Annotated in this window: 21 protein-coding genes and 1 pseudogene; 11 read left to right on the top strand and 11 right to left on the bottom strand. The window is 59.8% G+C overall.

Annotated features, from left to right (window positions below):
- Window positions 1–124: 124 nt before the first annotated feature.
- Window positions 125–394, top strand: a pseudogene (locus NBH21_RS25140) (transposase); the annotation flags it as partial.
- 50 nt (window positions 395–444) lie between these two features.
- Here the strand turns inward: NBH21_RS25140 and hutC are convergent.
- Together hutC and NBH21_RS25130 are read right to left on the bottom strand one after the other, a co-directional pair.
- Complete coding sequence (gene hutC / locus NBH21_RS25135; RefSeq protein ID WP_250912972.1) at window positions 445–1,173, bottom strand: histidine utilization transcriptional repressor HutC; 729 nt, start codon at window positions 1,171–1,173, stop codon at window positions 445–447.
- Between the two features lie 69 nt (window positions 1,174–1,242).
- The gene (locus NBH21_RS25130) at window positions 1,243–2,589 is read right to left on the bottom strand and encodes a formimidoylglutamate deiminase (RefSeq protein WP_250912973.1); all 1,347 of its coding nucleotides are present in this window, start codon (window positions 2,587–2,589) and stop codon (window positions 1,243–1,245) included.
- Window positions 2,590–2,703: 114 nt separating this feature from the next.
- Between NBH21_RS25130 and hutI the strand changes: the two genes are divergently transcribed.
- The 5 genes from hutI to NBH21_RS25105 are packed head-to-tail and all read left to right on the top strand — an operon-like array spanning window position 2,704 to window position 8,621.
- Window positions 2,704–3,954, top strand: a complete 1,251-nt coding sequence (gene hutI, locus NBH21_RS25125) for an imidazolonepropionase (RefSeq protein WP_250912974.1) — start codon at window positions 2,704–2,706, stop codon at window positions 3,952–3,954.
- A complete protein-coding gene (hutH, locus tag NBH21_RS25120) occupies window positions 3,951–5,486 on the top strand; it encodes a histidine ammonia-lyase (RefSeq protein ID WP_250912975.1) in 1,536 nt (511 codons plus the stop codon). Before hutI ends, hutH begins: the two co-directional genes overlap by 4 nt.
- A gap of 1 nt (window position 5,487) precedes the next feature.
- Window positions 5,488–6,288 (top strand): N-formylglutamate deformylase, encoded by an 801-nt coding sequence (gene hutG, locus NBH21_RS25115; protein WP_250912976.1) that lies wholly within the window; start codon window positions 5,488–5,490, stop codon window positions 6,286–6,288.
- A 24-nt stretch (window positions 6,289–6,312) separates the two neighbouring features.
- On the top strand, window positions 6,313–7,989 hold the full coding sequence (hutU, locus tag NBH21_RS25110) for a urocanate hydratase (RefSeq protein WP_250912977.1): 1,677 nt from the start codon (window positions 6,313–6,315) through the stop codon (window positions 7,987–7,989).
- 53 nt (window positions 7,990–8,042) lie between these two features.
- On the top strand, window positions 8,043–8,621 hold the full coding sequence (locus tag NBH21_RS25105; RefSeq protein WP_250912978.1) for a HutD/Ves family protein: 579 nt from the start codon (window positions 8,043–8,045) through the stop codon (window positions 8,619–8,621).
- Between the two features lie 5 nt (window positions 8,622–8,626).
- Here NBH21_RS25105 and NBH21_RS25100 read toward each other — a convergent pair whose 3' ends face one another.
- From NBH21_RS25100 to NBH21_RS25080, 5 genes are all read right to left on the bottom strand, one after another.
- A complete protein-coding gene (locus NBH21_RS25100; protein WP_250912979.1) occupies window positions 8,627–9,331 on the bottom strand; it encodes a DUF6030 family protein in 705 nt (234 codons plus the stop codon).
- A 105-nt stretch (window positions 9,332–9,436) separates the two neighbouring features.
- Entirely contained in the window at window positions 9,437–10,237 is an 801-nt protein-coding gene (locus NBH21_RS25095; protein ID WP_250912980.1) for a metallophosphoesterase family protein, read from the bottom strand.
- 473 nt (window positions 10,238–10,710) lie between these two features.
- On the bottom strand, window positions 10,711–11,193 hold the full coding sequence (locus NBH21_RS25090; RefSeq protein WP_250912981.1) for a glycosyltransferase: 483 nt from the start codon (window positions 11,191–11,193) through the stop codon (window positions 10,711–10,713).
- On the bottom strand, window positions 11,190–11,639 hold the full coding sequence (locus NBH21_RS25085; RefSeq protein WP_250912982.1) for a glycosyltransferase family protein: 450 nt from the start codon (window positions 11,637–11,639) through the stop codon (window positions 11,190–11,192). Before NBH21_RS25085 ends, NBH21_RS25090 begins: the two co-directional genes overlap by 4 nt.
- Window positions 11,636–11,938: a hypothetical protein gene (locus NBH21_RS25080; protein WP_250912983.1), complete on the bottom strand. Its 303-nt coding sequence runs from the start codon at window positions 11,936–11,938 to the stop codon at window positions 11,636–11,638. Before NBH21_RS25080 ends, NBH21_RS25085 begins: the two co-directional genes overlap by 4 nt.
- Before the next feature lie 614 nt (window positions 11,939–12,552).
- On the opposite strand from NBH21_RS25080, the gene NBH21_RS25075 reads away from it, so the two are divergent.
- Window positions 12,553–14,094, top strand: a complete 1,542-nt coding sequence (locus tag NBH21_RS25075) for a hypothetical protein (protein ID WP_250912984.1) — start codon at window positions 12,553–12,555, stop codon at window positions 14,092–14,094.
- Here the strand turns inward: NBH21_RS25075 and NBH21_RS25070 are convergent.
- The 3 genes from NBH21_RS25070 to NBH21_RS25060 all read right to left on the bottom strand — a co-directional run bounded on the left by NBH21_RS25070 (window position 14,091) and on the right by NBH21_RS25060 (window position 16,534).
- Window positions 14,091–14,288: a KTSC domain-containing protein gene (locus NBH21_RS25070; protein WP_250945025.1), complete on the bottom strand. Its 198-nt coding sequence runs from the start codon at window positions 14,286–14,288 to the stop codon at window positions 14,091–14,093. The genes NBH21_RS25075 and NBH21_RS25070 overlap by 4 nt on opposite strands.
- 202 nt (window positions 14,289–14,490) lie before the next feature.
- On the bottom strand, window positions 14,491–15,636 hold the full coding sequence (locus tag NBH21_RS25065; RefSeq protein ID WP_252759594.1) for an alginate lyase family protein: 1,146 nt from the start codon (window positions 15,634–15,636) through the stop codon (window positions 14,491–14,493).
- A gap of 286 nt (window positions 15,637–15,922) precedes the next feature.
- A complete protein-coding gene (locus NBH21_RS25060; RefSeq protein ID WP_250912986.1) occupies window positions 15,923–16,534 on the bottom strand; it encodes a transglutaminase-like cysteine peptidase in 612 nt (203 codons plus the stop codon).
- A 264-nt stretch (window positions 16,535–16,798) separates the two neighbouring features.
- Between NBH21_RS25060 and NBH21_RS25055 the strand changes: the two genes are divergently transcribed.
- The 4 genes from NBH21_RS25055 to NBH21_RS25040 all read left to right on the top strand — a co-directional run bounded on the left by NBH21_RS25055 (window position 16,799) and on the right by NBH21_RS25040 (window position 21,798).
- Window positions 16,799–18,001 carry a polysaccharide biosynthesis/export family protein gene (locus NBH21_RS25055; RefSeq protein WP_250912987.1) on the top strand — a complete coding sequence of 401 codons (1,203 nt, stop codon included), beginning with the start codon at window positions 16,799–16,801 and terminating at the stop codon, window positions 17,999–18,001.
- A gap of 102 nt (window positions 18,002–18,103) precedes the next feature.
- Window positions 18,104–18,793, top strand: coding sequence for a hypothetical protein (locus NBH21_RS25050; RefSeq protein ID WP_250912988.1), 690 nt, complete (start codon window positions 18,104–18,106; stop codon window positions 18,791–18,793).
- A gap of 43 nt (window positions 18,794–18,836) precedes the next feature.
- Complete coding sequence (locus NBH21_RS25045; RefSeq protein ID WP_250913012.1) at window positions 18,837–21,116, top strand: polysaccharide biosynthesis tyrosine autokinase; 2,280 nt, start codon at window positions 18,837–18,839, stop codon at window positions 21,114–21,116.
- Window positions 21,103–21,798 carry a hypothetical protein gene (locus NBH21_RS25040; protein WP_250912989.1) on the top strand — a complete coding sequence of 232 codons (696 nt, stop codon included), beginning with the start codon at window positions 21,103–21,105 and terminating at the stop codon, window positions 21,796–21,798. Before NBH21_RS25045 ends, NBH21_RS25040 begins: the two co-directional genes overlap by 14 nt.
- A 372-nt stretch (window positions 21,799–22,170) precedes the next feature.
- On the opposite strand, the gene NBH21_RS25035 is transcribed toward NBH21_RS25040, so the two are convergent.
- The gene (locus NBH21_RS25035) at window positions 22,171–22,680 is read right to left on the bottom strand and encodes a thermonuclease family protein (protein WP_250912990.1); all 510 of its coding nucleotides are present in this window, start codon (window positions 22,678–22,680) and stop codon (window positions 22,171–22,173) included.
- Window positions 22,681–22,784: the final 104 nt, after the last annotated feature.

The raw sequence follows: 22,784 nt of genomic DNA, 5'->3' as shown, positions 1-22,784 counted from the left end.
CCGCCTCGTGCTCCTTCAGAATGCCGATAATCTGTTCGTCCGTGAAACGGTTGCGCTTCATTCCCTGGTCCTCTCAATGGGCCAGAGCTTACTTCAAAATGGATTATGTCAACGGGGCAAGGTCATCCTCATTCTCGACCGCGCGGGATGGCATGTCACGCCGAAGCTCAAGGTGCCTGACAACATCACCCTGATGTCTCTGCCGCCGCGGTCGCCGGAATTGAACCCGGTCGAGAACCTTTCGCAGTTCATGCGAGACAACTGGCTGTCAAACCGCATCTTCAACGACTACGAAGATATCGTCGATCACTGCTGTCATGCTTGGAAAACCCTGATCGATCAGCCGTGGAAGATCATGTCCATCGGAATGCGCCAATGGGCGCACAGGTCATGATCCGCGCTCGTTGGTATAAGAGGTCTCTGGTCGTCGCAGATGCATGCAAATCAGGCCGAAGCCGGCGTGAAAGTGGCGACGATCGCATGCTTGTCGCCCGGATAGGTGAAGCGCACCGATGTTACCGGGCCGGAACTGTTCCAGGTTCTGCGCTGAACGACGAGACAGGGCGTATGAGGAGGCACATCGAGCAGTTCTGAGACGGGCCCGTCTGCCCCGACAGCCGAGATCTTGTGCTCGGCTGCGTTCCAGGGCGTTTGCGCTATCAGCCATTCGCCGGCAGGCGTCGCCGAGAAATCCGCATCCTCGGCCTCGGGAACGGCGTCGAGGTTGATCAGCCTCTCTTCGGTGCAGAACGGCACGTCGCCTGCGAAGTGGACGCAGCGCAGTTCGATCAACCTCGTCTCGGCCGAAACCTCGATTGCCGCGCGATCCAATGGCCCAGCCTTTCGGATGCTCCTGCTCTGAAGGGTGAAGGAATAGGCCTGGTTCATCGAGCGGACTTCCGCCGCGATGGTGTGAATTTCAAGAATTGCCGATTGCACCTGCGGCTGGGCGACGAAGCTGCCGGATCGCTTGCGTCGTTCGATGAGGCCCGCCTTGGCAAGCTGCGTCAGCACCTTGTTCACCGTCATCCGCGAGACGCCGTAGGATTCCGCCAGATCGACCTCGAAGGGCAGGCGGAAACCCGGCGCCCATTCCCCGGAGACGATCCGGCTTTCGATCTCGCTGAGGATCTGCTGGTGAAGTGTTGCTCCGGTCGCCTGTATGTTCGCCATTTCCGTCTCGCTCGGCAGAGCCCTGAACCCGCGCCGGGCCGGCCCTGTCGTGATGGTTTTCGGGGCAGGCTATGAAGCGAGCAATTCCCGCATCGACGTCTGGAAACGCTGGCGGATCGCGTCGCGCTTCCGATGTCGCCCTGCAATGACCTGCTTCTCTCCGGCTGTCCAGACGGTGTCAACCCTGACGCCCGAGGCAAAGATCCACTGGTCGATGACCTGCGCCTCCTGAAGGAAGGGAACGGCGCCGGTGTCGAGGGCAACGAGATCGGCGCGTTCTCCTGTGTTGATCCGGTCCGTTCCGCCGAGCGCGAGCGCACCGCCTTGAAGGGCATCGGCGAACATTCTCTGGCCCGTCGACTGTCCCGCATCCGCAATCACGTTTCTGGATCGGTGAAGAATGCGTTGGGAATATTCGAGCTGGCGAAGTTCATGTGCCAGTGAGATGTCGATATTGGAATCCGATCCGATCCCGTATCGTCCGCCGTGCTCGATGAAGCGCCTTGCCGCGAAGGTCCCGTCTCCGAGATTTGCTTCCGTGATCGGGCAGAGGCCGGCGATCGCGCCGCTGCGGGCCATGCTGTCGATCTCCGCCTCATCCATGTGGGTTGCGTGAATGAGGCACCAGCGTTCATCCACCGGCGCATTGTCCATCAGCCACTGCACCGGTCTGGCGCCGGACCATGCAATGCAATCCTCGACTTCCTTCGTCTGCTCCGCCACGTGGATATGGATGGGTCCGAAGCCGGCAATCGAAACGATCTCTTCTAGTTCCTCAGGCGTGACGGCTCTCAGGCTGTGGGGGGCAACGCCGAGGCGCGCGCCGGCAAGCGGTGACAGAACATCGCGGCAGCGATCCATCAGCCGGGAAAACGAATCCGGAGAGTTGATGAAGCGCCTCTGGCCTTCGGCAGGAGCAAGGCCGCCAAAGCCCGCATGGGCGTAGAAGACGGGAAGCAATGTCAGGCCGATACCGGCCTCCGCGCTCGCACCCGCGATGCGCGAGGCAAGCTCGGCGATATCGCTGTAATGCTCGCCGTTCCGGTCATGATGCAGGTAATGGAATTCGCCGACCCGGGTGAATCCGGCTTCCAGCATTTCGACATAGAGCTGGGCGGCGACAGCCTCAACATGCTCCGGCGTCATGGACAGGGCAAACTTGTACATGACGTTGCGCCAGCTCCAGAAGCTGTCATCGGAAGGGCCGCGCATTTCCGCAAGTCCGGCCATGGCGCGCTGGAAGGCGTGGCTGTGGAGGTTTCCCATGCCTGCCACGATGACGGCATGTCGCTCGTCGCCGGGTTGTGGCTCGGCATCGACAAGGATCTCCGAGACAAGCCCGGCCGCAATGCCGATCCGCACGTTCCTCCGCCAGCCATCGTGCGTGAGCGCACTTTCCGCAAACAGGATCGTCATGGGGTCGTCCTCCTTCATTGCCATCCGGCAGTCGCAAAGTGCTTCACAAAAGGTGCTTGCCAAGCGTTCCTATATGTATATACATATTGATCGGGAAGAAAAGGTTTCGGGCGGATGAAAAGAGAAATATCTGTCGAACAGGAAGCGGCGACACGGATATTCCGCAATGCGCGCCTCGCGACGCTTCGGGAAGGTGCAGCCGGTTTGGGTGTTATCGAAAAGGGCGCCCTTGCTGTCGAAGCCGGACGCATCGTTTTTGCCGGGGCGGAGAACGATCTTCCTTCGGTTACTTCGGAACATCTCGAGATCGTCGATCTGGAGGGGCGCTGGGTCACGCCGGGTCTGGTCGATTGCCACACACATATCGTCTATGGCGGCAACCGCGCCCGCGAGTTCGAGATGCGCCTCGAGGGCGCGACCTATGAGGAAATCGCCCGAGCCGGGGGCGGCATCGTTTCGTCCGTCCGCGCCACCAACGGGCTGGATGTCGAAGGCCTCGTCGCGACCGCGTTGCCGCGTCTCGATACCCTCATCGCCGAGGGTGTCACGACCATCGAGGTCAAATCGGGCTATGGACTGAACATCGAGGGCGAACTGAAGATGTTGCGCGCAGCGCGCAGGCTTCAGGAAATCCGCCCCATAGGCGTCGTCACTTCCTGGCTGGCGGCCCATGCCGCGCCGGTGGAATATAAAGGCCGCAACGGCGACTATATCACCGATGTCGTCCTCCCCGGTCTCGAAGTGGCCCGTTTGGAAGGCCTTGTCGATGCCGTCGATGGCTTCTGCGAGGGCATTGCCTTCTCCGTGGAGGAGATGCGGCGCGTGTTCGACAGGGCGAGAGTGTTGGGGCTCCCGGTGAAGCTCCACGCCGAGCAGCTTTCCAATCTGGGGGGTGCGAAAATGGCGGCCTCCTATGGCGCTCTTTCCTGCGACCACCTCGAATATCTCGATGGCGACGGTGCCAGAGCCATGGCGAAGGCGGGAACGGTCGCAGTGCTGCTGCCGGGTGCCTTCTATGCCATCAACGAGAAGCAGAAGCCCCCCGTTGGCCTGCTTCGCGATGCCGGCGTGCATATCGCCGTTGCCACCGACTGCAACCCCGGCACCTCGCCGTTAACGTCCCTGTTACTGACGATGAACATGTCGGCGACGCTCTTCGGCCTCACCGTCGAGGAATGCATAGCCGGCGCAACCCGTGAAGGCGCGCGCGCACTTGGCCTGTTGCACGAGACGGGCACGCTCGAGGCCGGCAAGTCCGCCGACTTCGCGATATGGGATGCTGAAAGCCTTGCCGAGCTTGTCTATCGCATCGGCTTCAATCCGCTTCATGCACATGTTTTCAAGGGCCGGAGGATTACGGCATGACCATCACGCTCGTTCCAGGCCGCGTCACTCTCGCGCAACTCATGTCCATCTACTGGGATGGTCAGGCGGCGGTGCTCGACCGGGCCGCAGATGCCGGAATTGCGAGAGGCGCGGCGCGCATCGCCGAGATCGCGCGGGGCAATGCTCCCGTCTACGGCATCAATACCGGCTTCGGAAAACTCGCCTCCATCAAGATCGATAGTGCCGATGTGGCGACGCTCCAGCGCAACTTGATCCTCTCCCATTGCTGCGGCATAGGCGCGCCCCTGCCGGAAAATGTCGTGCGCCTGATCATGGCGCTGAAACTGGTCTCGCTTGGCCGCGGCGCTTCCGGCGTACGGCTGGAGTTGGTTCGGCTCATCGAAGCCATGCTCGAAAAAGGCGTCACTCCTGTCATCCCGGAGAAGGGCTCTGTCGGGGCCTCGGGCGATCTCGCGCCGTTGGCGCATATGGCCGCCGTGATGATGGGCGAGGGCGAAGCGTTTCTTGATGGTGAGCGCCTGTCCGGTGCGGCGGCCCTCGAAAAGGCCGGATTGAAGCCCGCCGTGTTGGCGGCGAAGGAGGGCTTGGCGCTGATCAACGGTACGCAGACCTCCACCGCGCTGGCGCTGGCCGGTCTTTTCCGGGCGCATCGGGCGGCTCAAGCCGCGCTGATCACCGGAGCCATGTCGACCGATGCAGCCATGGGGTCTTCGGCGCCATTCCATCCGGATATCCATACGCTGCGTGGCCATCGCGGTCAGATCGATACCGCGTCCGCACTTCGCGCGCTGCTCGACAACTCGGTCATTCGCCAGAGCCATATCGAAGGCGACGAACGCGTGCAGGATCCCTATTGCATACGTTGCCAGCCGCAGGTCGACGGCGCCTGCCTCGACCTGCTGCGCTCGGTTGCCCGCACGCTGGAAATCGAGGCGAACGCAGTCACCGACAATCCGCTCGTGCTGTCGGACAATTCGGTGGTGTCAGGCGGCAACTTCCACGCAGAACCGGTTGCCTTTGCCGCCGACCAGATTGCCCTTGCCGTGTGCGAGATCGGGGCCATTGCCCAGAGACGCATCGCATTGCTGGTGGACCCTGCGCTTTCCTATGGCCTGCCGGCCTTCCTCGCAAAGAAACCGGGCCTGAACTCCGGTTTGATGATTGCCGAGGTGACCTCGGCGGCGCTGATGAGCGAAAACAAGCAGATGTCGCATCCTGCTTCAGTCGATTCCACGCCGACATCCGCCAATCAGGAAGACCATGTTTCCATGGCCTGCCACGGTGCCCGCCGGCTGCTGCAAATGACCGAGAACCTGTTCGGCATCATCGGCATCGAGGCAATGGCGGCGGTGCAGGGCGTAGAATTCCGTGCACCGCTGGTAACCAGTCCGGAACTCATGAAGGTCATCGCGACGCTCCGCGGGGCAATCCCGACGCTGGAACTCGACCGCTACATGGCTAACGATCTTCAGGCCGCGAGTACGCTGGTGGCCGACGGTTCGCTCGTTTCAAGCGTCTCCGAAGGCCTGCTGCCGGAGCTGGAGGCCTGAGATGACGGTATTCGAAGTCACCCAAGGCACTTCTCCGATCATTCTGGGCTTCCCGCACACGGGAACCGAGGTGCCCGCCGATCTCTGGGATCGCCTCAACGACAACGGCAGGATACTTGCCGATACCGACTGGCATATCCATGAGCTCTATGCCGGCCTGCTTGCGGATGTGACGACGGTTCGGGCGACCTTTCATCGCTACGTCATCGATGCCAACCGCGATCCCGAAGGCCTCAGCCTCTATCCCGGCCAGAACACCACGGGCCTCGTGCCGGAAACGGATTTCGACGGCAAGGCGATCTGGAGGCAAGGCGAGGCACCCGACGAGGCGGAGACCGCTCGTCGGATCGAGGCATTTCACGCCCCTTACCATGCCGCCCTCGCTGCCGAGATCGAGCGCGTGAAGGCCATCCATGGCGTCGCCATCCTTTATGACTGCCACTCGATCCGCTCCCGCATCCCCTTCCTTTTCGAAGGCATATTGCCGGATTTCAATATCGGCACCGATATGGGCCGCACCTGCGCGCCGGAGATCGAGAAGGTCGCTGTCGATGCCACGGCTTCTGCTTCCGGCTACACCAGCATTCTGAACGGCCGTTTCAAGGGCGGCTGGACCACCCGCCACTATGGTCGGCCGAAGGAAGGCGTACACGCCATCCAGATGGAACTTGCCCAATCCACGCATCTTCAGACGGAAGCGCCGCCCTTCGCCTATGACGAGGAGAAGGCCGCGCGTCTCCGCATCCATCTCAAAAACATTCTGGCGCGTATCGAAGACGTCGCGCCCGGCCTCAAACGATAACGATCATTCGACAGGGGAACCCGCATGACCTCCAATCCGCGCCATAATATCCGTGATGTCCGCGCGCCGCGCGGATCGGAACTCAATGCCAAAAGCTGGCTGACGGAAGCGCCGCTGCGCATGCTGATGAATAACCTTGACCCCGACGTGGCGGAAAACCCGCACGAACTGGTCGTCTATGGCGGCATCGGTCGGGCCGCCCGCACCTGGAACGACTTCGATACCATCGTCGCGACGCTGAAGACGCTGGAGGAGGACGAGACGCTTCTGGTCCAGTCCGGCAAGCCGGTCGGCGTGTTCCGTACCCACAAGGATGCGCCGCGCGTTCTGATCGCCAATTCCAATCTCGTGCCGCACTGGGCGACCTGGGATCATTTCAATGAGCTGGATAAGAAGGGTTTGGCCATGTACGGCCAGATGACGGCCGGCTCGTGGATCTACATCGGCGCGCAGGGCATCGTGCAGGGTACCTACGAGACCTTCGTGGAGGCCGGTCGCCAGCATTATGGCGGAAATCTCAAGGGCAAGTGGATCCTGACAGGGGGTCTCGGTGGCATGGGCGGCGCGCAACCGCTGGCGGCGGTCATGGCGGGCGCCTGCTGCCTTGCCGTCGAATGCGACGAGACCCGCGCCGACTTCCGCCTGCGTACCCGTTACGTCGATGAAAAGACCGGTAGTCTCGACGAGGCGCTGGCGAAGATCGATCAATGGACCAGGGCCGGCGAGGCGAAGTCGATCGCGCTTATCGCCAATGCCGCCGATATCTTCCCGGAGCTCGTCCGCCGCGGGGTGCGCCCGGATATCGTCACCGACCAGACGTCTGCGCATGATCCGCTGCACGGTTATCTGCCTTCCGGCTGGACGGTGGCCGAATGGAAGGCAAAGCAGGAGAGCGATCCGAAGGCGGTCGAAAAAGCCGCGCGCGCCTCGATGAAGGTGCACGTCCAGGCCATGGTCGATTTCTGGAACATGGGTATTCCGACGCTCGATTACGGCAACAATATCCGCCAGATGGCGAAGGACGAGGGGCTGGAAAACGCCTTCGCGTTCCCCGGTTTCGTGCCGGCCTATATCCGTCCGTTGTTCTGCCGGGGCGTTGGCCCCTTCCGCTGGGCAGCACTTTCCGGCGATCCCGAGGATATCTACAGGACCGATGCCAAGGTGAAGGAACTCCTTCCCGACAACAAGCATCTGCACAACTGGCTGGACATGGCGAAGGAGCGTATCTCCTTCCAGGGTCTGCCGGCCCGCATCTGCTGGGTCGGGCTCGGCGACCGCCACAGGCTCGGCCTTGCCTTCAACGAAATGGTGGCGAAAGGTGAGCTGAAGGCCCCGATCGTCATCGGCCGCGATCATCTCGACTCGGGCTCCGTCGCCTCGCCGAACCGCGAGACGGAAGCCATGAAGGACGGCTCCGATGCCGTGTCCGACTGGCCGCTGCTCAATGCGCTACTCAACACCGCGTCGGGCGCCACCTGGGTTTCCCTGCATCATGGCGGCGGCGTCGGCATGGGCTATTCCCAGCACTCCGGCATGGTCATCTGCTGCGACGGTTCCGAGGATGCGGCGCGGCGGATCGGTCGTGTGCTCTGGAACGATCCGGCAACCGGCGTCATGCGCCATGCCGACGCCGGCTACGACATTGCCCTCGATTGCGCCCGTGAAAAGGGTCTCCGCCTCCCGGGTATCCTTGGAAACTGACGGACCTGCAGGGCCTCCCGCTTTCGGGAAGCCTGTCGACAGGAGGTGAGCAAGTGGAACTTCTCCGTTTCGACAATCTGGTGGCCGTTCCCTGGAAGAATGGCGGTGGACTGACCCGCGAACTGGCTGTTCACCTCGACGGGGAAATCCATCCGGAATTCCTCTGGCGGGTCAGCATGGCGACGGTCGCAGGGCCTGGACCTTTCTCCCGCTTCGAAGGGATAGACCGGACGATCGCGGTCTTGCAGGGCGAGGGCATCGTGTTGGCGTCGGGGGACGGAGAAATCACGCTTCAACGAGACGGTGATCCTTATTCGTTTGCCGGCGAAACACCGATCGATGGCTCGGTCATTTCTGGGGAGACGACCGATCTCAACGTCATGACGAGGCGGGAATATTTTACCCATATCATGAAGCGCATCGTCATAGGGGAGCCGCTCGCCATCGAGGTTGGATGCGACGAGATGATGGTGGTCTTCAACGGTGAGGTCGATGTCGAGGCATTGGAAAGCCGTCTGAGCGCGCGGCCTCTCGATACGTTGATGGGTTTGAAGCGCGGTACCCGCTTGCGTCTTCTTCCGTCAGCGTGGGAAGAGGTCTTCCTCATCGAGCTTTCCCGGGCGTCTGCGTAAGAGCGTTATTGCGCTGCGGTTATCAGCAGGTTGTAGCGTCTGGCATCCATCAGTTCCTGCTTCATCGAGATGCGGTCGGTGCCGAACATGATGTATTTTTCCTTGCCCGTTACCATGATGTCTTTCATTCCGGAAAGATCGATCATGGCGGTTTCCGGCCGGATATAACGGATCAGCTGAACGGATGGATTGAACATCTCGTCGAGATGAGAGGGATCGATCAGGTTGTACTTGACGCGGATGGTTCTCACCCGTTGTTCCGTGCCTCTAATCTGTAGGAAGATCGAATTCGAGGTGTCGGGAAAGGCAACCGAAGCGGTGCATTCCCAGGCATCTTCAGCCGCCGGTGTAAAGGTCGGAGTTGCGTTCGATGCCACCGATGTGAGCCCGAGGCAGATTTCTTCCGCCGTACGATTGAGATTCATCGGCAGCAGTCGCGCGGTCTCGGATGGTGAAAAGGAGCGGGAGAGAACCGGTGGTCGAGCAGGCGGCGCATGGACCCGGCCCTTCCTGATGACGACTTCTTCCTTCTTCGGTGAAAGATCGATGTGCAGAATGGCGGCGATTCGCGCGAGGTTGCGTCCGCCATTGGCAAAGAGGACCGTCACTGCAATCGGGATCGTGAAGACGAGAAGGAAGATCAGGAACGGTGTCTTCCACGCCGGCCTTTTCGGCTTGCTCGGTCCCTGCGGCGATGGTTCAGGCGTCATTCTGGGAACCACTCGATAACGTGCCGGCCACCCCTCAGTGGCAGGATAGGCAATGACCTCGGTAATGGCGCATGCACGACCCCAGTTTCACGTCGGCCCCCCGCTTCACGACGGATTGAGCAAGGAAGGCACGCCATTGGCGATCTTAAGCACCGAAAGCTTACCAGAACCATACGCGCCTGTGTCGATGCCGATGCGCGAGCGGCCGAAATCCGGTTCCGGGACGGGCGAATGACCGTGCACGACGGTAAACGGCAACTGCGGACCCGCGCTGAGAAAGGGTTCGCGAATCCAGAGCATGTCCTCGTCGGTCTGGTCCGGTAACGCCACGCCGGGACGAATTCCGGCATGCACGAAGAGAAACGGGCCGACCCGCAGGCTGATCGGCAGGACGTCGATGAAGGACAGATGCCGCGCCGGGATCGCTTGCTGCAGAACACGCGCCACCTCGTCGGGACGTCGGCGCACCCGCGTCAGCAACTCGTCGATGTCGATGCCATAGGAAAGCATCGTCTGGCGACCGCCGTGATCGATCCATTCCATATGGTTCGCCGGATCCCTCGCAAAGGCGGCGAAGATTGCGTCGTGATTGCCGCAGAGCGGCAGCCGACGCATGCGCTTGTCGTTGTTCGGGCCGCTGAGGTGATTGAGCACGCCGGCCGATTGCGGCCCGCGATCGACATAATCGCCGAGATAGACGATCAGCCCCGGGGCTTCGCTGGCCACGATATCTTCGCGAATTCTGGTTTCAACTGCGAGAAGCTCGTTCAGGCAGCCGTGCACGTCTCCCACCGCATAGAGCGTGTAGGGCGGCAACGCCTCGCCAAGGTCGATACGACGGCGCCGCGCTGCCGGCTGCGTCTGCCTGGACGAGCTTCCGAAGAGTGATCTCCAGATATTAAGCATTCACGCAGAAATCCCTGTGTTGTCGAAGGCTATCGCAGGTCGTTCCCGACTGAACCAGCCACGCTGCCGGAAACCCTTCACGGCGGATAGGATGGTTCCGCGGTGAGATGGGAACAGGCAGACGGTTCGGTTCATCAATAATCCTGAAAAGAACAAACTGAAGCTGTGCCAGAGGAGACAGGTTTCGGCAACCGGTCATGGGCAGCGGTTTGTTCCGCGCGCCACGCGTTTCGTGAGAAATTGCGATATCGTTTCTATGAGATGAACCGGCTCGTTTGGGGAATGATCTCGACACCTGCCAATTGCCTAGTTTCCCCTTACCCGATCCCGCAGCGCACTCAATAGGCCTGCAGCAGGTTCGGGCGGGGTGAGGGCTGTCAACACGCCATGGGTAGGCAGAAAGATGCCATCCGCGAGGTCAACCGGTTTGGCCCCATATTCCGTGTGAGACGAGAAAACCGGTGCCGGCAAACTCAGCCGAGCATCTCCAGGATGGAGCTGCGAACATAGCCGCGCAGTCTGGCGGCACTTGCCGCGACGTCCTCGGATGGCGTTGCCGGATCGAGCTGCTGGCTCAGCAGCTTTTCGAGATCCTGCTTGTTCTCCGCAATGTAGATGCCTTCGCGCTGGCGAAGCTGGGAAACGGTGGCGAGTTGGTGGTCGTTGCGATGCTCGCCGAGCGAAGAGAGCCTCGGCACCAGGATGATGGGCTTGGCATATTTGTAAGCCTTCAGCACGGTGCCGATCCCCGCATGGGCAATAATGACCGAGCAGGCCTTGAGCTTCTTGTCGAAATCCGATGCCTCGACCGTCGAACTCCATTCCATGTTCTGCGGAACATAGGTGCCGACGCCGGTCTGCGCGAAGACATCGCGATCCAACCCGGGAGCCAGCTCGTCGATCATCCGGATCAGACGATCGAAGGGTAGCTGGGTGCCTACCGTGACGACGATCATAGCAGCGCCCCGTGATAGCTGGGACCAGACGCGTCGCTCAGATGTTCCCACTGGGTCAGCCACTTGTCCGATATATAGCGGGCGATCTTGCCGGACATGGACAGTTTTTCCACATTCGCGAAACTGTCGATCCAGATCGTTTTGGCGCCGATCAACTTGCCGAAGGCGATGCAGATGATGCCCGGTGCCGCACCGGTGGAGATGATGACCTTCGGCCGCCGCGAAAACACGATGCCGGCGCATTGGCGGATGCAGGTCAGCATGAGCAGCGGACGATTGCGATTGCAGTCCACGACCACATGGCCATCGACCTTGCCTGCTTGCCGCAGCAGTTCTTCCTTGGTCGTCACGAAAACAGGCGACATGTCCTCGAAGGCTTCGGACACGAGCAGAAGCTGCTGCCAATGGCCTCCGCTGGATGCGACCGCAAGAATGGTGTTCTTCATGCTGGTAACCCGTGAATTGTTAACATCGAAATTCTCGAAAACTGTCTGGATGCCGTCGGGCGGATCGGACAGCTGCGAAACCGGTTGACGTCGTTGGAGCGCGGCTGGTCGGGCGAAACCTGTCCGACGGCGCCAAGAGTGTGGACGATGCAAGCATCATCCCGGCTGGAACCGATATTCAATCGCAAAACATCGGCCTTTTTTGGGTCGATACGATTGTTTTCACCGAGTGATAAGGCTCGAAGGGACGAGCGGTTCACCGCCGACGACAGGGAACCGGCGCCGGCTTTTGCCTGCATGCTTGTCCCCGGTGCGGCGGTGTGCGTGTGCGGCATATCGACGGTAACCCTTGTCGTCCACTCTTTACAAAGCGAGTTACACTCACGGCGCATAAAGCGGCCGTTAACCGTTAAGTTTTCCGAATTTTATACTGTCTTTGTTTCGCATCGACGAAAGCTTGTCAATATGTTGCGTCGCAATATCATCTTTGAAATTGACGTTGCAACGATCGTTACAACTTAACTTGCCTTTGATTTTGTTGAATATTATCAAATTCAGCCTCGAGTTTTCCCGTTGTGATGTGGCTGTTGCTACTGGCGTTGATCCCGTTGTTGATAGTTTCGGGAGGTTGTGTTGAATATTTGTTTGTAGCGCGAAAGTTGCTTTTGATGTCGGTCCCGAAAGGGGACATGGAAACAGGATTCAGCCTTGCGGAAGTCCTTTCCCGCCGTTCAGGCTGCCGTCTCCCCCAAAGTTACTTCCGGCTTTCGTGCCGCATGGAGAGCGGTCGACAATGCGCTGCACAAAGCCAGGTGCGAGAGGCAGATTCGCCGAACTATACGCAGCGCTGAAGTTTGACAAAGTGGAAGAGATAATAGAGGAGTGCAGCGACTATTCTTGAGGCATATTTTCAATGCAAACCAGCCAAAGACGTCTTGCCGCAGGTCCCGGTGAAAAGGTCGGGTCAGGCGCGCGTTTGACCGATATCCTGAGGTTGGCCTTCTGGTTCAGCATTGTCGTTTCTCTCCTGAACTACGGCGCAAACGATCCCATTACAGTGGCCATTGAAACCGCATTTGTGTACCTGTTGCTGGTGCTTGCGGTGATCTCGGCCGGCATTGCGGGCAATGTTCGCACGCCGGTTGTGCTAAGCCTTGTCGTGTTGCTCATCCTCCTCGCCTGGATCGTCTTCCAGACTGCTCCCTTGCCGGAGGGATGGCCGGTTCATCCGGCATGGCTCGAAGTCCGCAAGCTGAACCCCGATGTGCACGCCAGCATTTCCGTAACGCCCGGCGATGACCTCGGAGCATACCTCAAGATTGCGCTGCCCTTCGGTGTGTTCATGCTTTCGCTTCTGCTGTTCCGGAGGGACGGGGAAGCAGAACGGGCACTGCGGCTCTACGGTGTCGCCGGCGGTGTCATCGCCATTCTCTCGATCCTGCAGTTCGTCTTTGCGCCCAGAATGCTGCTTTTCGTCGAGAAAACGGCCTATCTCGACAGCCTCACGGGCTTTTTCGTCAACCGGAACACTGCGGCGACCTTCTTCGGAATTGTTTCGCTGCTTCTGCTCACATTGTTGTGGCGCTCCACCAAGGACGTGGATTTCCGCCGGTTTCTTTCCACTCTCGCGCAGCCCCGGCCCCAAGCGAAAGGATGGAGCGTAGAACGGAGACAGGGCCTGTTTTACGCTGGCTTGCTGGCGGCGAGCCTGCTCGCCCTGCTGATGACGAAGTCGCGAGCCGGTGTCGGTTTGACGTTCGTCAGTCTGTCCCTGCTGGGCATTCTCCTCGGTTCGACCCGTTACAGTCGAACGCAGCGTGCAAGTTTTGCCAGCCGGCCGAAGGTTGGAATTGCCAGGCGTCTGGGGCTTCTCGTCGGTCTGCCCCTGATCTTTCTGGTCATCCTTGCGGTCCTTGGCGGGAACGTGTTGCTTCGTGCCGAGGTGCGCGGCGCCGAGGATCCGCGTTTTTGCACCCTTCCGGGAATTGTCGCGAGCGTGAAGGATCATTTTCCCTGGGGGTCGGGCCTTGCGTCATTCCAGGAAGTCTTCCCGGCCTATCGCGATCCCGCATGCGGTGTCTTCGCGACCTGGGATAAGGCGCACAACGTCTATCTCGAAGGAACGCTCACCCTTGGCATCATGTTTCCGCTAGTTGCGGTCATCGTGATGGGAAGTCTTGTCCATATCCTCGTTCGGGGCATCCGCGAGCGTCGGGAATACAGGTTTGCCGCCTGCCTTGGTCTTGCGGCGCTGCTTCTGGTCGCGCTGCATTCGGCCGTCGATTTTTCGCTGCAGATCCCCGGGTTCTCGCTTGTATTCGCCCTGCTGATGGGGCCGGTCGTCAGCATTTGCCTCGGCAGGGCCACGGGCGCTGTTTCTCCGTCAGACCAGCGGGGATCGGGGCGCTACCGCATACGGTCCAGCCACGGACATCGCAAATCGGAGAACGCCTAGCCCTTTGCGAGGGGACTGATGTGACGGGTGTAATACCAGCCGGGCGATTCCGCGCTCACCAGGTTTTCGTACATTGAGCGGGGCGCTACCAGCGACTTTGTTTCGCCGGTGTGGAGATGCACATAAAGCAGATGCGAGCGGTCGTCATAAGACGCCGAGGCGATAAGCCTGGATTTAACTTCTGTCTTTTCCATATACGTTCCCGTTTTGAGAAAAAGGGCTCGTCTACTCCAGGGCGCGACGCGCTCTGGGCTTTCCTCCAGAAGCAGAGCCAGTGTGTATGGTTTACGATATGTTGTCAATTGTAAGGAAATCGCCTTCGGCATGGCCGGTGAAGCGATCTCCAAAGGCGTGGCGGGATGTAACGAAGGCGCCCTTCAGGGATGCGGGGGCGGTTCATTCGGGCTTGACGAACCCGATGAGATAATCGCTTTCGCTCGGATCGAAATTCGACGCGACCGTGCGCAGCCTCGTCATGAGATCGGGGTTGCCGGTGACGAAATGCTGGCTGAGGAGCAGCATCCAATCCACCATTTCCGGCTTCTTGAGCTGTTCCTGGCCAGTTCTTTTCGCGATGATCTCGGGCTTCTCGTAGGCATCCGCCGAGAAGCGCGCCGCTGCAGCAAGACGTTGCTCGTCTTCGCTGGAAAGCGCACGTCCGTTCTCGTCGGCGATGGCGACAAGTAGTGTCAGCGCCTTCATTGCAAAAATCTGGTAGTGGAGCGCTCTGCCTCCCCGGGAAAGCTCCGCAGGAAAACCGCCATCGGCGGCACTCTCGGAAAGACCGGTGTGAAGCACGTTCATCGCCCAATCGAGCTGGTGGCTGTCTTGCGTGAGCGTGGCGACCAGCCCGACTGCGGACGCTCCCCAGTAACGGGTATTGGCGTTGCGATCGAGCCATTGGTCTCTTTTCGGCCGTGGCGCGGAAGGGGGCGTGAATTCGGCGACGATGGCGTCGCCGAGCCTGCCAAGCCAGCCTTCGACGATCACGCGTTGATCCTTTGTCGGTGCGCCGAGCTGAAGTGCCACGGAGTAGGCGTCCGTGAAGCTTTTCATGCCGAAGGCGGTAATCAGGATCGCCTGCCTGCGGCCCTTCGGATCATTGTCGTCGAGGTTGCCGAGGAGAGCGTCCGCCTTTGCCCATATGACGAGCTGGCGCATGATGCACGGCCCGATGCGTGCGCGATCGTTGGGCGATGTTACTGCACGCCGGACCATCTGCCTGAGCGAAGCCCGCGTCTTGTCGACCAGCCGGTTCCGCTTGACATAGGCGGCCATCGCTTGCTTGTCGACGACCGATTGCGTCGATCCCGGTTTGTAGAAGGTGCCGATATTCGACATGTCCACCATCGGCGGAACCGGCTTTTCGCAGGCGAATGGCTTCTCGTAATGGGCCGTGGCCGCGGAATTTTCAGGCAAGGAGAGAGGGTAACGCAGGCTGGCCGCCGCCTCTGTCATATCGATCGTCGTCAGAAACGAAAGACCGATCACACATGCCGCGAGCCCACGCAGGAGCCTTCGAGGTTTCGGAGGTACTGCCACTCGATCTACCCTTCCTGATGACGGCGATTGAGCCGGTCCGGCCGGTCCGGATTGCCACGCCTGTCGGCGAGCTTCTGTCGGGGGGTAGTGTTGGAAAGAGGCGGTATCGTGTCAAGCGGTGGAACGAGCGTGTCCGGTCTTGAGGATACCGCGCGAAACCTGAGATGAATAGCCTGGCTGTGACGCCGGAGCGGAGCGCTTCCGACGCCGAGATTCGTGTTTTTCGCGCCTTGGACGGCCTGTCTGTCAGGTCCGCCCAAAATTGGCCGGAGCCGGAAAAACCGGGTTACCGACGTCCGACATCGAACCACTGCCGCGGATTTTCGCCCGACTGGATCTTCAGCATGCGCAGGTCCGTGCGGCGCCATTCCTTGATTGCGACCGTCCGGTTGTCGAGGATCAGGTCGCCATCCGATGTGGCAACCGCGAGAACGGCGTGTCCTTCGCCCTCCGAAGTGCGCGCAACCACGAGTCGCAGCGCCTGACTGGGCCAGCCGGCCTCGACGAGGCGGCGACGCTTGGTAAGCGCATAGTCCTCGCAGTCGCCCGTTGTTCCGCCGACCTTCCATACATCATTGCCCGGGTCGTCATTTTCCGGACGCATGGAGCGATTGACCAGGCGGTTGATACGCTGCAATTCCAGTTTCTTGGCCGGCGTAAGCTCCACGATGCCACCTTCCTGGGAATTCCTGACTTCGCAATCGTCAGGATTCTGCACGCAAAAGCGTACATGGGCATAAGGCGCCAGAGTCTGCTTGCTGACAGCTATAAGCTGTATTGTCGCGCTCCGGCCCAAGTCTTTCGTCAGTCCTCCGAGTGGAACCGCGTGGGAGGAAGGTGCAAATCCGAGAGTAATCACCGCGCCTAGTGCGACGGACAGCGCTTTGTTATAAATCATGTTCATCCCCGTCTCTTCTACACTTGTTCAGTGGCTTTCATTGGGGACACATTACAGAAGCTGAATTTAATCCGGCTTAAGCCAATTGCTGGCATTTTACGCTTTTTTACGGTTGCGACGTGGACTCATTGCTGCAGTGCGTATAAGGTCCCTACTCAAAATGGGGTACTGCGGACATCAACGCCATTCTTGGATTGGTAGCCGTTTTGGTCTGCTCTTGCGGCAGATACATGGAATGCATGTTTATCGAGTGAGGGGATTAACTTGAAGCTTTTCGCCGCCGGCCTGCTCTTGTCTACGTCAGTTGTTGCCCTTTCAGGATGCACGGCCACTTCAAGCTCCGGTCCCACCGGACGGGCAGTGGAGGAAAGGGCGACGGTCAAGGTGACCAATGCCTCGTCCAAGCGCTCCGTCGGTATCGACTATGCGTTGGTTGATATTAACAGTTCCCTGCTGGCTTACGCTTCGGAGACGACGACCGAGGCCGGTCTTGGCAGTCTCGGCAGCAGCCGAAGCGGTGCACCGAGCCTGCCGCTTGGCGCGGGCGACATCATTCAGGTGGCGATTTTCGAATCCCAGGCAGGCGGTCTCTTCATTCCCGCCGATGCCGGCAGCCGTCCGGGCAACTATGTAACCCTGCCGGAGCAGACCATCGGTCGCGACGGCACGATCAGCGTGCCTTATGCCGGTCGCATTCGCGCAGCGGGTCGCCAGGTCGAGGAAGTTCAGGCGGAAGTCGAGGACCTGCTGTCCAGCAAGGCGATCGAACCGCAGGTCGTCATCACCAAGGTCAGCAGCAAGTCGGCGCAGGTGGCTGTTCTCGGTGACGTCAACGAGCCCACGAAGGTTCAGTTGACCGATGCCGGCGAGCGTGTTCTCGACGCGGTTTCCGAAGCCGGCGGCTTGAGCACCCCGAACGCCGAAACCTTTGTCACCGTCCAGCGGCGCGGTCGCACGGCGCGCGTTCGCTTCGACAAGCTGCTCGCCAACCCGTCCGAGAACATCTACGTGGCTCCCGGCGATACCATTATCGCCGAACGCGAACGCCGGACCTTCCTGGCCTTCGGTGCGACGGGCACGAACGGCAGGTTCGATTTCGAGGAAGAAAACCTGACCCTCGGCGAAGGTCTCGGCAAGGCCGGCGGTCTTCTCGATTCGCGTGCGAATCCGGCGCAGGTCCTGCTTTATCGTCAGGCGCCGCGCAAGCTTTTGGTCAATCTCGGCGTCGACGTCTCGAAGTTCAAGGGCGACGAGATTCCCGTCGTCTTCAGGGCGGACCTTCGTGATCCGGCCGCGCTTTTCGCGGTCCAGAAGTTCCCGATGCAGGACAAGGACGTCGTTTACATCTCGAACTCCGACTCGGTTGAAATCATCAAGTTCCTCAACCTGATCAACTCGATTTCTTCGACGGCTTCCGGCGTAAGTTCAGACGTGGTTTCGACAAGAGATTCCATCAAGGATCTCTAAGATGACAAAATTGCAGATTAACTGAGAACAAGTTTTGCTGTTGCTCGATAATGTCGAAGACATGTATGGGCAGATCGAGCGGATAAAAGGAGCAAAAGAGTGATGGACATGAAGACTGGCAAGTTTCTACTTTTGGCACTTGTGGGCGCCTGCGCAGCTCCCGTCACTGCAACCGTGGCTTTCGCACAGGAAGCGCCGCAGACGGCGGCGCCGCGTGTAGGTGGTCCTTCCCGCCTCGGTGCGGCTGAGGTTCAGGCCTTCCTCAGTGCGCCGGATACCCTGCTCGGCGCAACGATTACTCCTGCGACGCTTTCGCTGCAGGTTCGTGGTCTCGCGATTTCCAGCGAGGAAACCCTGGCGCCGTTGCTCGCTCTGGTATCTTCCGCGAATAACGAGCAGATCGGCAGCATTGCCTCGGGTCTCGCACGTGCAGTTCGCGTTTTGAGCGCCAGCACGGATCCGACGGATCTTGCCCTTGCTGCTCGCATTCAGGAAGAGTCGGCGAAGGTTACGAATACGGTCTTCCAGGCCGCGTTTGCCAGCGCGACCGGTGAAGTCGAAACTGCTGCGCTTGGCGGTGGTGCTGCCGGCGGTGGCGCAGGCGGCGCAGGTGCGCTCGGCGGGACCGGAAGCGCTTCGGGAACTGCCGGCGGTGGCACGGGTGGAGGCGCTACGCCGACGACCCAGGCCCAGAGCGGAACAACCTTCTCGGGCGCGTCCAGCGGTTATTTTGCAAGCTCCGGAGGTGGTTCAAGCACGACGATTATCGTCGTGAGCCCGAGCGCCCTCTGAGTTTTTCGGTCCAACAAACGGGCGAGGCGAGATCGTGCAGCTATTGAACCGTGAACTTTACGGTGAGTCAGTCGTCAACGGATCTCAGCGCGAGCCCGATTCCGAAGTGATAGATGTCGAAGCTGTGCTGGCTATCGCGCGGCGGCAATGGATTGTCGTCGCGGCCTGCATGGCAGCCGGTCTTTTGCTCGGCTTCATCTATCTCCTTTCGGCGGTTCCGCTCTATACTTCCCAGATCAGCGTGCTGATCGACCGGAATAACAAGCAATTTGCCGATCAGCTCACCTTGGGTGGAGGCGTTCTGGACGACGAAGGCTCTGTCCTGAGCCAGGTCGAACTTCTGAAGTCGCAGACCATCGCGCTTTCTGTCGTCGACAAGCTGCAGCTGATTGACGACCCGCAGTTTCAGGCATCGTTCGGCTCGCTTTACAAGTCGGCCTACCGTTCTGTCGTCAAGATCTTCAGCGTATCGCAGTGGTTCTCTTCGGACGACGTTGATGCCAACGCCGATATCGAAGAGCGCAAGCGCGATGCCGCTGCCGGCGTACAGGGCAATATTGACGTGACGCGCGTCGGTAGATCCTATGTGTTGACGGTCGAATATGTTTCGCCTTTTCCCACCCTTTCCCAAAAGGTGGCGAATGCGCTCGGTGACGCCTATCTCGAAGACAGTCTGAACTCGAAATACGAAGCAACACGCCGGGCCAGCAACTGGCTTCTCGAGCGCATCGCGGAACTTCGCCAGCAGGCGCTCGACACCGACCTTGCGGTTCAGAAATTCAAGAGTGCCCATGGTCTCGTGACGGCCGGCGATCAGCTGGTGTCCGACCAGCAGCTCTCTGAATTGAACAGTGCTCTGATCGTTGCGCAGTCGGATGTTGCCAAGTCGAAGGCAAAACTGCAGCGGATCGAGCAGATCATCGCCTCCGGCCAGTCCGATGCGATCGTCAGCGATGTTCTCGACAGCAGCATTTCCAACGAACTGCGAACTAAGTACCTCAACGCTTCGAAGCTCGAAGCGCAGATTTCGGCCAAGCTTGGGCCGCGCCACGTTCAGGCTGTCAGGCTTCGGGCGGAAATGGATGAATACAAGCGTCTGATGTTCGACGAGCTCAATCGTATCGCGCAGGGTTATCGGAGCGAGGTCGACGTTGCGGAGGCCCGCGAGAAGACTTTGGCTGCGAGCGTTGCGGATGCCACGGGCGTAAGCGCCAATGCCAACGAAACGATGGTTCAGCTTCGTGAACTCGAACGCGAAGCCGAGACCTATCGTAACCTCTACCAGACGTTCCTGCAGCGCTATCAGGAAGCTGTACAGCAGCAGTCCTTCCCGCTGACCGATGCGCGCATCATCTCCCGTGCGGCAGAGGCGACGCGGCCGAGCCATCCGAAAAAGATCGTCGTTCTGGCAGGTTTCCTGGCGCTTGGAATGTTTGCCGGTGCCGGAATTGGTGCCTTCCGCGAATTCCGCGATCGTTTCTTCCGTGTCGGGGACCAGATCCGCTCGACGCTGGGTCTGGAATTCCTCGGTACGGCTCCGTTGATGGCGGAAAACGCCGCCTACAAGGCTGAGCCGGTCTCCGATCCCCGTACCGTGGCCAAGTTCGGTCCGATTTACGATTATGTCGTGGATCACCCCCTGTCCTCCTTCGCCGAGACATTGCGCAACAGCAAGATTGCTGTCGATCTTGCCTGCTCGACGAAGAAGACGAAGGTGATCGGTATCATTTCGACCCTTCCGGGCGAGGGCAAATCGACGATTGCCGTCAACTTTGCAGAGCTTCTGGCAGCCCAGGGCGCAAGGACCACGCTGATCGACGCCGACCTTCGCAATCCGGGCGCCACGCGCGCATTGGCGCAGCATGCGCAGGCCGGTGTGCTTGAGGCGATCCTCGGCAATCAGGATCTCGGCCGTCTTTGCCTCGTCAATCCGAGGACGGGGCTGAGGTTCTTGCCAGCCGTCATCAAGCAGCGCGTTCCGCATTCCTCGGAACTGTTGAGTTCGCCCGGCATGAAGTCCATTATCTCGCGGCTTTCCGAAGTCAACGACTACATTATCGTCGACTTGCCGCCGCTTGCTCCCGTCGTCGATGCCAGGGCCTTTGCCGGCACGGTGGATGCTTTCCTTTTCGTTGTGGAATGGGGCAAGGTCAGCAGGCGTCTCGTTCGCCAGTCTGTCGAGGCGGATAACTACCTGTTCAACAAATGCGTCGGCGTCATCCTGAACAAGGTCGATCAGGGCAAGCAGAAGCTCTACCAGAAATACGGCTCCTCGGAATATTATTACCGGACCTATTCGAAATACTACAATGAGAACGCATAGCCGTATCTCGGGTGACAATTTCACCGGTCTTGTTCTGGTTTGCCTCGCGTTGGCCGTCATGTTTCTATGCTTTCAGGACTTGCGGCAGAGGCTTCGCTTCGTCGATATCGGGCGCTTGGCCGGCCGTATCGAGAAGGGTGGGACCGTTGGATCGGAGACGATCTTGCGCACTGGCGCCCGCCTTGAATCGCTGACCGCTCAGGGTGTGTGTCTGTCCGACGTCGTGAAGGCTGGTGCGACCTTGGCGCTGTCGCGCCTCGACCGCACCGATCAGATCAACGCGTTCCCGCAATGGGTGGAGACTGCGGATCGCACAGATGCCTCTCTGGTGCACGCGGTATCGTGTCTCCCCACGAACGGAAATCTCTGGCTGCGATTGGCCATGGTACGCCAGGCCGTTGCAGAGGTCCCGACGTCACTGGAGCATCTCGTCCAGCTTTCCCAGTTCTACGCGCCGGCGGAGGCGGACGTGTTGCGCACCAGACTCTTGATGTTCAATCGCCTTTCCCCGGTCGGGATGGCCGCATTGGCTCCGATCTGGAAGTCGGACGTGAACGTGGCTTGCGGACAGCGTTATTCCTGGGCGGTGCGAGGCCTGCCGCCCGCAAAAGGTGAAATCCGGAACTATCTGTCGGAAGTTCCGGAAGATGGTTCGCCCCTCGACTGGTGCAAGGCGTCCTAGAGCGTCCTTTGTGCGTCCATTTGGACGCACAAAGGACGCTCTAACATCTTGAATCTACGCATCGAGCTTTCCGAAAATCGATTCCGATTTTCGGGCCGATGCGCTAGGGCAATTCCAGCGGAAACGTGAAGTGGCCCACTCAGGAATTTTGTAAAAGCGAAGGGAATAGAGCATTAAAGGCAGGCTTGTTGTCGCCGGAAATGCTCTGGAGAAAATCAGTCGACCACAGGCTCGTCTTCAGTACCTATCTCCCTGCTTTTTGGTGTTCTCCGCACACAAAACCCGGTCCTAATTAGCCAAAGGCTGTGGTCCAGCGGATGCTTGGCGACAGCTTTGCCGACTTCGGGCCGATTGTCTTCCCGCCCAAGCCAACTATCCCGCAAGTTCGGCGTGAAGCATGTCCCTGAGATCGCCGCCGTCTACGACGCACTCAACCTCATGTTCGCTTGCGGCCCCTCCGACGATGCGGCATTCTACGCGCTGGTTCCGTAGAACGTTATCGAGCGCCTTGAATGCCTTGAGCCCGCAAGCCTGTCGCTGCCCCGCACTGGTCATGCAAACCTTGCCGCGCTCAATCGGTGCAACGCCTGCCAGCCGGAAGTCCGCTCCGCCATACCGGAATGTCGTATTGTCGATCACCCGCAGCCGTCCCGCGGTGCGCAGTTTCATCGGATACGGGTCGGTGACCGGTGCGACACGCTCATAGGTCTGGCTTGATCGATCGACGACGACGGGCGTCTGCGTCCATACCACCTCGGACGACATATCGAGATGACGGATCGTCGTGTCGCCGTCCGCCCACGCGGACGCCAGGTTGATCCCGCCGATCACGAGCAGGATAGCCGCGGCAAGTCTGGAAAGAAGTTCTAGCAGCGCAGGCATTGGATATTCCGGCAAGGACAATTGCGTCAGACATACAATGCGGTCCGTTCAGGTCCGGTTCCGAAGATCGCTCCAATTTAAGCAATCTCGCGGATTTACTGTCG

Source organism: Ciceribacter sichuanensis, assembly GCF_024055605.1.
GTDB lineage: Bacteria > Pseudomonadota > Alphaproteobacteria > Rhizobiales > Rhizobiaceae > Allorhizobium > Allorhizobium sichuanense.
This window is presented reverse-complemented; position numbering and strand designations above follow the sequence as displayed.

Excerpts from the sequence above, each read along its gene's own strand:
- hutC (WP_250912972.1), bottom strand. The coding sequence starts at position 1,173 with ATGGCGAACATACAGGCGACCGGAGCAACACTTCACCAGCAGATCCTC.
- NBH21_RS25130 (WP_250912973.1), bottom strand. The coding sequence starts at position 2,589 with ATGACGATCCTGTTTGCGGAAAGTGCGCTCACGCACGATGGCTGGCGG.
- hutI (WP_250912974.1), top strand. The coding sequence starts at position 2,704 with ATGAAAAGAGAAATATCTGTCGAACAGGAAGCGGCGACACGGATATTC.
- hutH (WP_250912975.1), top strand. The coding sequence starts at position 3,951 with ATGACCATCACGCTCGTTCCAGGCCGCGTCACTCTCGCGCAACTCATG.
- hutG (WP_250912976.1), top strand. The coding sequence starts at position 5,488 with ATGACGGTATTCGAAGTCACCCAAGGCACTTCTCCGATCATTCTGGGC.
- hutU (WP_250912977.1), top strand. The coding sequence starts at position 6,313 with ATGACCTCCAATCCGCGCCATAATATCCGTGATGTCCGCGCGCCGCGC.
- NBH21_RS25100 (WP_250912979.1), bottom strand. The coding sequence starts at position 9,331 with ATGACGCCTGAACCATCGCCGCAGGGACCGAGCAAGCCGAAAAGGCCG.
- NBH21_RS25095 (WP_250912980.1), bottom strand. The coding sequence starts at position 10,237 with ATGCTTAATATCTGGAGATCACTCTTCGGAAGCTCGTCCAGGCAGACG.
- NBH21_RS25090 (WP_250912981.1), bottom strand. The coding sequence starts at position 11,193 with ATGATCGTCGTCACGGTAGGCACCCAGCTACCCTTCGATCGTCTGATC.
- NBH21_RS25085 (WP_250912982.1), bottom strand. The coding sequence starts at position 11,639 with ATGAAGAACACCATTCTTGCGGTCGCATCCAGCGGAGGCCATTGGCAG.
- NBH21_RS25080 (WP_250912983.1), bottom strand. The coding sequence starts at position 11,938 with ATGCAGGCAAAAGCCGGCGCCGGTTCCCTGTCGTCGGCGGTGAACCGC.
- NBH21_RS25075 (WP_250912984.1), top strand. The coding sequence starts at position 12,553 with ATGCAAACCAGCCAAAGACGTCTTGCCGCAGGTCCCGGTGAAAAGGTC.
- NBH21_RS25070 (WP_250945025.1), bottom strand. The coding sequence starts at position 14,288 with ATGGAAAAGACAGAAGTTAAATCCAGGCTTATCGCCTCGGCGTCTTAT.
- NBH21_RS25060 (WP_250912986.1), bottom strand. The coding sequence starts at position 16,534 with ATGATTTATAACAAAGCGCTGTCCGTCGCACTAGGCGCGGTGATTACT.
- NBH21_RS25050 (WP_250912988.1), top strand. The coding sequence starts at position 18,104 with ATGGACATGAAGACTGGCAAGTTTCTACTTTTGGCACTTGTGGGCGCC.
- NBH21_RS25040 (WP_250912989.1), top strand. The coding sequence starts at position 21,103 with ATGAGAACGCATAGCCGTATCTCGGGTGACAATTTCACCGGTCTTGTT.
- NBH21_RS25035 (WP_250912990.1), bottom strand. The coding sequence starts at position 22,680 with ATGCCTGCGCTGCTAGAACTTCTTTCCAGACTTGCCGCGGCTATCCTG.